Genomic DNA, 8530 nt, shown 5'->3' on the forward strand with positions numbered 1-8530 from the left:
AGTTGTTCTCATCATATTTGTCAGCACTATCCAGTGCCGACAGATTATATGCTATGACTAATTACACAAAATTATTTACAGATCCCAGTGAATTGACACAGGCATTAAAAATTACTGAAGCCTAGTCTTCAAATTTTTTCGATTTAAATAATCGACCACTGTTATCAACACCTAGATTACTGACAGGCAATTTTCAAATTATTCGAATTAGTTACAAATCCGAATGAAACATGAGTTGATTAATAATGTTCGGAAATTTGGACGGTTTACATTACGCCTAAACCTCTTCTTGGCCTGGTGTATACGTACCCCCATTCCCTGTCAAAATCATAGGTTGTTTCTCACACATAATGCTGAGTGTTTATATTTTGGAATCTTAGTTAACTTCGACGCCTTTAGCCAACCGTGGTGTTTGTCGATGAGTACAATCGATTCAGAGAAATTCGCTCCGAGGTGTTGTCGGATTTATGTGAAACATAAAAAATCCCTCCCATCAGGAAGGGATGATGCTGTTCAATCACCAACTGCTGGAGCAGCCATAGGTGGAAATTTTAACTAATACAAATAGGGGTTTATATTTAATTTCAGCAGGTTGTGATAATAAAGAGGGCCGTGCACACATCCCAAGACAATGATCGCCTGGCGGAAAGATTATGTTAGGCGCTTGGGAGGAATAGAAAGCCCGAGGATGGCCAACGAAAAGAAAGATGTCATGCATTGGCGAACATTGAAAGGATAAGCTACATTTAAAATCATGTGTGAATAAGTTTAAACAAAAAATAAAAGATTTGTTGATCAAATCATTTTAGTTATTGATTCTTCTTCAAAATAAGATTGCGAGGAGTATGATGAGAGGAAACAAGGCATTTATTCAGTGTTGTCAGGAAAACAACATTCCTTATTTTGATAAAGAAATTGACTTAAGGGTTCAGGATCTACCCCACCCCCACTCCAAAATTGAATGGTGGTATTTCAATACCCACTTTCATGAAAAAGTAAGCTTGAAAAAATACAGTTTTTTCTTTAGCTTTTTCAAAGTTAAAACGCAAAATTCGCTCGATGAAAACCAGTTTATTATTTACGTTCTGGTTGATCATACAACAAAAATTCATCAACACTGGGCGATTTGGGATGAAGAACTACCCAAACAGTACAGCAAAAGAATAAGGGAAAAAAACACAGATAAAATTGCACTGTTGGATTACCTTGCGGATATGATGGATCAAAATAGAGAATTTTATCCTGATGTGTCTAGGCCTATTGACTTTGAAGTGAATGAAGAAAATTTTGCCGCACACTTTGGTGAATCCAGGTTTTTTAAAAAAGACGGTTTGTATTGCATTGAAATTAATCATGACTCGCAGGTGCTCAATTTTGAGTTTTGCATGGATAAAAAAACGATTCGGCATGGTCAAGAAGGGATCACTTTATTCGGTGGTTATGACAATGTTGATCGGATGTTTTATTATTTCATCCCCCAAGGCTCAGTCAAGGGGAGGTTAAATAATAAGGAAATTGAAGGCATAGGCTGGTACGATCATGAGTTCAGTCTTGATAATAAAGAATCCACTAAAGCCATCGGAGACAAAGGTTGGATATGGTTCTCCGTTCAACTGGAGGATGGTCGTCAACTTTCCATTTATCAAGTGTTTAATAAGGGAACAGCAGAGGTCGTTGAATCCATTGCTAAAGTGATTGACGAGACGGGTAATTATAAAACGTATACCCATCTTTCAATTGAAGCGCTCGATACCTGGCAGAGTAACCGCACGTTAAATACCTATCCTGTGAAATGGCAAATCAAACTCGATGAGTGCGATGCAGAATTGTATATTGAAGCATTGTTTGATAACCAGGAGGTGATCACAATCCTCACTGCGTTCGCTTTTTACGAGGGTGTTATCAACATTCGTTACCGAGAGAACATGAAAGAGACCGAGGGAGTGGGATTTGTTGAGATTTATGGAAACAACGAAAAAATCCTCCGAAGTAAGACCCGGTTGATGGAGGAGATGGCGGGATTAGTCGTGAACGAGATCAACCGTTACTATTTACCCGAACGGGCAAGCGATATCGGTATGACCTTAGTCAGAGATGAACAGTTGCAACGAATTATTAACGGTGTGTCTGCTGTTAAAATTTACGATGCGGGGGTCAATCCTTTACGCGACATGTTAGTTCGTAAAGGCAAAAGCTGGCGCTCTTTCTTTTGTCTTGTGGTGATCAACGCGGTAGGTGGTAATTCCGAGCAGTGCCGGGAGTGGCCAGTAATCGCAGAAATACTGCAGTCTTCCACGCTGATTTTTGATGACATTCAGGATAATTCCAAATTAAGGCGTGGTAAACCAACGGTTCATGAATTATACGGGATGGACAGAGCCATCAATGGGGGGTTATTGGGGTATTTTCTTTTCAATCGCCTTATGAACACAACGGACTTAACCCCAGAGCAACTGTTAAAAATTTATAAAATTTATTTTGATACCGCTGTTTCGTCTATTGTGGGTCAATGTGCAGACATAGCCGGTATGCAGGATCTGCTGCTCCAGGCTGTTGATCAGGGTGATAATACCGACTTATTAAAAGCAATCGAGGCTACGCACAATTTAAAAACGGGGCTCAATATCAAATCATTGGCGGAAATCGGTGCTATTTTGGGGCATGCGTCAGAGCAACAAGTGACCCAAGTGGGTCATTATGCACTGAATGTAGGTTTAGCCTACCAATACATGGATGATGTGAGGGCTTACCGCGGCGATGCGCGCGCCCTGGAAGAAGATGTCATGTCTGGGAAAATTACCATACCGATTGCTCTTGCCATCCCGCAATTAGACGCGTCTCAGCGGCGGTGGCTCTATGAGAGTTTAATTCATAAAAAAAGAGAGGCGTTGCATCAGGTGGTTGTTTTGCTGAATGAAATAGGCGTCATTGATCATTGCGTTCAAACTGCAAAAAATCTTGTGGCGGAGGGCTGGAAAGCGGTAGAACCTGTCATCAGGGATTCTCTCTACAAAGCCATGTTATATTATGTTGGAATTTATGCTCTTGAAGTCACTGCAATGCCTTAAGTTTTATCCGGTCGATCATGGCTTGCAATGAGGCAGCTGTCATTTAATCAGGCCGTTATGGCATATCCACAGGCTGGTTCTTTCGTTTTGGAAGAATCTACTCTATTTGGGTCAATTGTTGGTTGTGCATATTTAAATCATTCGACGCTCTGGCCGATCCTCAATATTCAACTCATCTCAACTTGCAGTTTGGTCTGGATAGGAATAAAACTATTTCCCCCGTAGGGAAAGGATTTGGAATCGTTCAATTTTCTATTAGAAATTTTATATAGCCCCGGAGGATAATCTATACTAAGCAAGAGGATTCTTCGGCTAATAAAATGGACTTTAAATTATTTACGATACTCTGTTGTCTGGTTTTTTCCGCAAATAGCTTCTCTCAAAATACGCTCTGCTCAGGGAAAAAGGGAGGAATATCGCATTGCCTTAACAATTATTTTGTCTGTGATGATGGCACTATCAGCCAGTCAAAGCGGAAATGTCCTGAATTTTTAAAGTCACACAATAAAAATACAGAGAACTCGAATGAGCAAGATAGCACAGATCCAGATAATTAAAGGATGGCTATTGATTGCCCTCAGTTTATCCTCTCTTTCTTGCAACGCTGCGACAAAAACAATGACGGGATTGGTCATCAAGATTGCAGACGGCGATACGCTTACCATTCTGACGAAAAACCATAAGCAAATCAAAATCCGCCTGACAGAAATTGATGCGCCTGAGAAAAGTCAGCCTTTTGGCAATAAATCAAAGCAGAGTCTCGCTAAATTATGTTTTAATAAAATGGCTATCGTCACAACCCAAAAGCGCGATCAGTACGGTCGAGTCCTTGGCCGCGTTTCTTGCAATGGCATTGATGCCAACTCAGAACAAGTCAAACTGGGTATGGCATGGGTTTATAATCAATACGTCACCGATAAATCACTCTACAGATTACAGAAATACGCGCGCTCTCAAAAATTAGGCTTATGGAGCGACAGCAAGCCAATTCCCCCTTGGGTAAACAGGCATCGCTGAAGCGAATACTTTTTGGGCAAAAATTGGGTACATTTTTCAGAACAATGGGCACTTTTTGGGATCATTTGGAGGCTATGAGAAAGAATGAAAGACAGCCGACAAACCCTCATTAAACCCTTACTGCATAAGGGTTTTTGATGTTCTTCGGTGGTCTTTAGTGGGATGGTGTATTGGTGGGGCGGCGGCTATCACATTAGCCATTTAATTAATTGATAATAAACAACTATTTCAATGTGGTTTTTAAAAAAGCCCCCAATTAGGCCCCTAAAAATACCGTACTGCTGCTGGAATCGAACCGTGCTCCGCGTATTTTTTATTCGCTATTCGCGAATTGCAAATAGCATATTCTAAATTCTAGAATATGGAATAGTATAACCCACAATCACAGAAAATTTGTCTCTCTTAAAAATGGTGTTATACTATATATAACACGGCCCGCTCCTCTTCATTGAAAAATGTACGAGTGGGTTTTCTTTTTTGTATAAGTTGCATGATGCCACGTTATAACAAACCTTACCTAACATTTGAAGATCAACTCGAACTATTGAAATCTCGTGGTTTAGAAGTAACTAATGATAATGTAGCATTGGAATACCTTCGTCGTTTAGGCTACTACCGTTTAAGTGGTTATTGGTATCCCCTTCGCAAACTAATTCCTTTAACTGATCAACAAACAAAATTGGTAAGACCTCGACGTTCTGATGAATTTGTACAGGATGCACGTTTTCAAGACGTTGTTGCCTTATATGTTTTCGACAAAAAATTACGTTTACTGATACTGGATGCTATTGAGCGAATAGAAGTTGCCTTCAGGGTAGACATAGCCTACCTTCTCGGAGAAAAGGATCCATTTGCTTACACAAACCCTGATTTATTACACGGGCATTTCACTAAAAAAATTGATCCCAAGACTGGTAAAACAAAATATGAAGAATGGCTTTCTAAGCACGAACAATTAATAAAGCGATCCAAAGAAGACTTTGTAGAGCATTACAAAGAAAAATACGGCTTGCCTTTACCTATATGGGTTGCCATTGAACTCTGGGACTTCGGCCTTTTGTCTGTATTTTATAAAGGCATGGCTGTAAAAGATAAAGCCATAATTGCTCAAAAATACGATATTCCTGATTGGCAGATCATGGAAAGCTGGTTACGTTCTTTAAATTACGTCCGGAATGTAGTTGCCCATCATAGCCGTTTATGGAATAGAAACTTAATTGACCAACCTAAACTTGCTAAAGCAGGGAAAATGCCTGTTTTCGATTCATTTATTGTCAATACAAATATGACATCCAGGGTATATATCGTGCTATGTATTTTGGCACATTATATGAAAGTAATTTGTCCGCGTTCGACCTGGCAAAAGCGTGTCGTTGAATTGATGCAGTCTTTCCCAAATTCTAATTACATAACCATTCGAGATATGGGGTTTCCCACTGAATGGGCACAGCAAGAATTTTGGCAATAGGCTGGGATTTTATTCCTGATCCATTTTGCCGACGTCAGGAAAATGGTTAGCAGTCCACCATATTAAGTTGATAGACCTTAATATCCCAAGGGTCTTGATCCTCTGGCTTCGATGATCCCGAGATTTCTTGCCAACACATTAATTATTTGACCGGCTGGTGTTTTTTCCAAATTTGATGAAGTCTAATGAATTTGGGGGTCTTCGTTAATTCAGGATTTGCACTTTCAATCTCTCTTAAACAATCGTTTAACATATTGGAAATCCACGGTGAATCGTAAGTAATTTTATCTAATAAAATAAGAGCTTCTTCAGGAAAATTAGAGCAGTGATTTAAACTATGTAGTAGATGTAAATCGTTTATTATATTTTGTTTGTAACTTATCCAAGGGAGCAAAAGCTTAAGTGCACTTGGAAATCGATTACCAGTTGCTATACATAGGCGTATTAATTCTTTCGAGATATTATCTGACACGACCTCAAGAGACTTTGGCCATATATTTCGCCAGAAAGGTAGAATACGATTGTCCCAATGTTCTTCTCGTTGATCAGCCGCAGATTCTTGAGCTCGGGCCAAAACTTCCGCCGTTATGTCTAAGCCATCTGATGGTAAAATATGATAAATATCTTTTAGCTCACTGTAGTTAAAAGTTTCACCGCGATTAAGTGAAATGTGCGTAATAAAAGCAACATATTGTTGTTTACTGTTTTTCCCTAATATCTCATAAAAGGTTGCTGTTTTTAATAAATGAGGCTTTATGGCCTCAAGAAATGGATAATATAAACGAGGGGTCCAAAGAAATCCTTCCCATACCATCCGAGCCTCTATTTTAGAGATTTCCCAGTTGAATATATTTAGCAAATGATTAAATGACCAGTCAGGATCGACACGAAAAAGTGTAATTGCATTTGCGGCAAGTAAAAGACGCGCTAATCGAAATTTCTCAATTTTAATGTCGCAAAGTTCTGTGAATATTACCTTAATGTTTGTTGGGAGTTTCTGACCATCTTCGAGTTTACGTACAAACCACCTATTAAGTATTGCTTGAGTAACATATCCCACGGGATGATTGATTGCCATCATTACTGGGTCATCAAATTTTGTTTCAGGATAATCTAAATTTAATATCTGATTGCAGAAATTAAAAAATATTTCTTCATGATGCGTTACCGAGAATTTAGCTACTGATTTTATCCAATATCCTAATGCATGAGAAAGTTCAGGCAATATATTGTTAGGAATCTTAATAAGAATAGGAGCTATATAACGCCATGAACGGGCAGTGTATTTATCATCGGACCATATTTGCAACGCTTGTTGCCAACGTTTCAAAGGCCAAAAACCTTCTTTAACAAGTATGCACAAGGATGTTGCTACCGTTGAAAAATCATTTTGGCACCGTTGTTGCCAGTCATCCTCATTTCTCCAATCATCCCCAGGATTTTGTTTCAACCAATCTGCAAGTTCTTTGCGGCTTTTAGGTGTTTGTTTGAAACTCTGAAATTCTTCTCCATTTCCCATCCAAAATGGAAACTCATCACGCTCATCTGCTGCAATTGACCAAAGAGGGTAAGTGGTTTGTATTGTTTCTAATTTTGTTGAAGCCTCTTCGCTCAGCTCTATATTGTTCATTTTAAGCTTAGCCAAACGCAACCAAATCATGTGGTCTTTGATCTGTTCCAAGCGTTCCAGCTCAACACTCTCTCCGAATAACTCATCTGGTGGACCTTTTATAATTGCTTGTTCCAAATTGAGCAAATCATCTCTTGTTAAATGGGAGCCCAAAGCTACAATTAAGCGTATAGCTTCTCGTTTAGTCTCAGTTGACCATAACCATCGGCAATTATCAGATAAAAGCCACTCTAAACCAGTTGCTGATGAAATAATGCTTTTCTGAGCAGCCGCAAAGAACATTAAGCGACGAAATATTGGATATGGATAAAACTGCCATTTTTTAGCTGCGAATAAAGCTTGCTCTGGATAACAAACCGATGTTACTAGCCAAGCATCTCTGATAAGTTCAATCAATGTTGTCCAATCATCAAATTTGCGATTTTGAGAATGTTCGCTTATTGATGGTTGAGCGATATAGGTCATATCAGCCAATTCAGTCGCTTTACCTAGTTCTGCTTTCAATTCAATTGCATCTCGCAACAGCATTGTAAAATCGTCTAGTAGTTGGGGTAAAGCATCTTTCCAGTTGGCTTCTTTTGATAACTCACCTAATGCAGAATGAACATGATCGCTAGTAAGTCGTAACTCCCCATCTATGAGTAACTCGGGGGATGAGTTGCCTATCTCTTGTCTAGTAGAGACAAATTTCCTTAAAGATATTTTTGGAGATAGTAGTTCACGTAATTTCATTTTCAGAGCTACTGTTAAACCATCCTGTTTAAATTGAGCCACCCACTGATGAAGTTCAAAATTATTTTGAGTTGAATCAATCCGTCCAGTTAATAATAGTTGCCAATATTTGCGCATTACAGGTGAGGGTATTGCATTTTTTGAGTGTCGAAGAATTAGTGCAATTTCTTCCTTTTTCTCATTACCCTCAAGACTTTTATAATATTCAAGTTCTTTCTCAATGAGATTAGTTAAAAAATAGTTTAACTTACCACCTTGGTTAGCAAACCATAGAAGTAGTTTGGGATCATTTAAATGCCGCACAAACCAAGGTGATAGGTTGCGCATAATATCATCCAGATTTTTAACTACGGAACTATTTCCAATTACGTTCATGTATGGAATACACTTATTTGGTACAGGACGATTTAAGAAACTAAACGTAATCTTTTCATCTTGTTTTACCGAATGAGAAACACCAAACTGTAATAAATCTGAATTAGTAAAACGATTTTCACTCAATATATCTAACCAATCTAATGAAGGTGCCGGGGATCTGTAAATAATTTTGTGTAATTAGTCATAGCATATAATCTGTCGGCACTGGATAGTGCTGACAAATATGATGAGAACAAC

General features: G+C 38.7%; 4 protein-coding genes. 3 read left to right on the forward strand and 1 reads right to left on the reverse strand.

Annotation, left to right across the window (positions count from 1 at the left end; all coding sequences use genetic code 11):
* Positions 1-845: 845 nt before the first annotated feature.
* The 3 genes from Lrub_RS07550 (at position 846) to Lrub_RS07560 (ending at position 5553) form a co-directional block, all read left to right on the forward strand.
* On the forward strand, positions 846-3068 hold the full coding sequence (locus Lrub_RS07550; protein WP_082651469.1) for a polyprenyl synthetase family protein: 2223 nt from the start codon (positions 846-848) through the stop codon (positions 3066-3068).
* A 618-nt stretch (positions 3069-3686) separates the two neighbouring features.
* Positions 3687-4085 (forward strand): thermonuclease family protein, encoded by a 399-nt coding sequence (locus Lrub_RS07555; protein WP_237760775.1) that lies wholly within the window; start codon positions 3687-3689, stop codon positions 4083-4085.
* A gap of 490 nt (positions 4086-4575) precedes the next feature.
* On the forward strand, positions 4576-5553 hold the full coding sequence (locus Lrub_RS07560; RefSeq protein WP_058531595.1) for an Abi family protein: 978 nt from the start codon (positions 4576-4578) through the stop codon (positions 5551-5553).
* Between the two features lie 142 nt (positions 5554-5695).
* Here Lrub_RS07560 and Lrub_RS07565 read toward each other — a convergent pair whose 3' ends face one another.
* Entirely contained in the window at positions 5696-8416 is a 2721-nt protein-coding gene (locus Lrub_RS07565; protein ID WP_133134186.1) for a hypothetical protein, read from the reverse strand.
* Between the last annotated feature and the right edge of the window lie 114 nt (positions 8417-8530).

The organism is Legionella rubrilucens (assembly GCF_001468125.1).
Lineage (GTDB): Bacteria > Pseudomonadota > Gammaproteobacteria > Legionellales > Legionellaceae > Legionella_C > Legionella_C rubrilucens.

What these genes read in the sequence shown, in the direction of transcription:
- Lrub_RS07550 (WP_082651469.1), top strand. Translation starts at nt 846, where the DNA reads ATGATGAGAGGAAACAAGGCATTTATTCAGTGTTGTCAGGAAAACAAC.
- Lrub_RS07555 (WP_237760775.1), top strand. Translation starts at nt 3,687, where the DNA reads ATGACGGGATTGGTCATCAAGATTGCAGACGGCGATACGCTTACCATT.
- Lrub_RS07560 (WP_058531595.1), top strand. Translation starts at nt 4,576, where the DNA reads ATGATGCCACGTTATAACAAACCTTACCTAACATTTGAAGATCAACTC.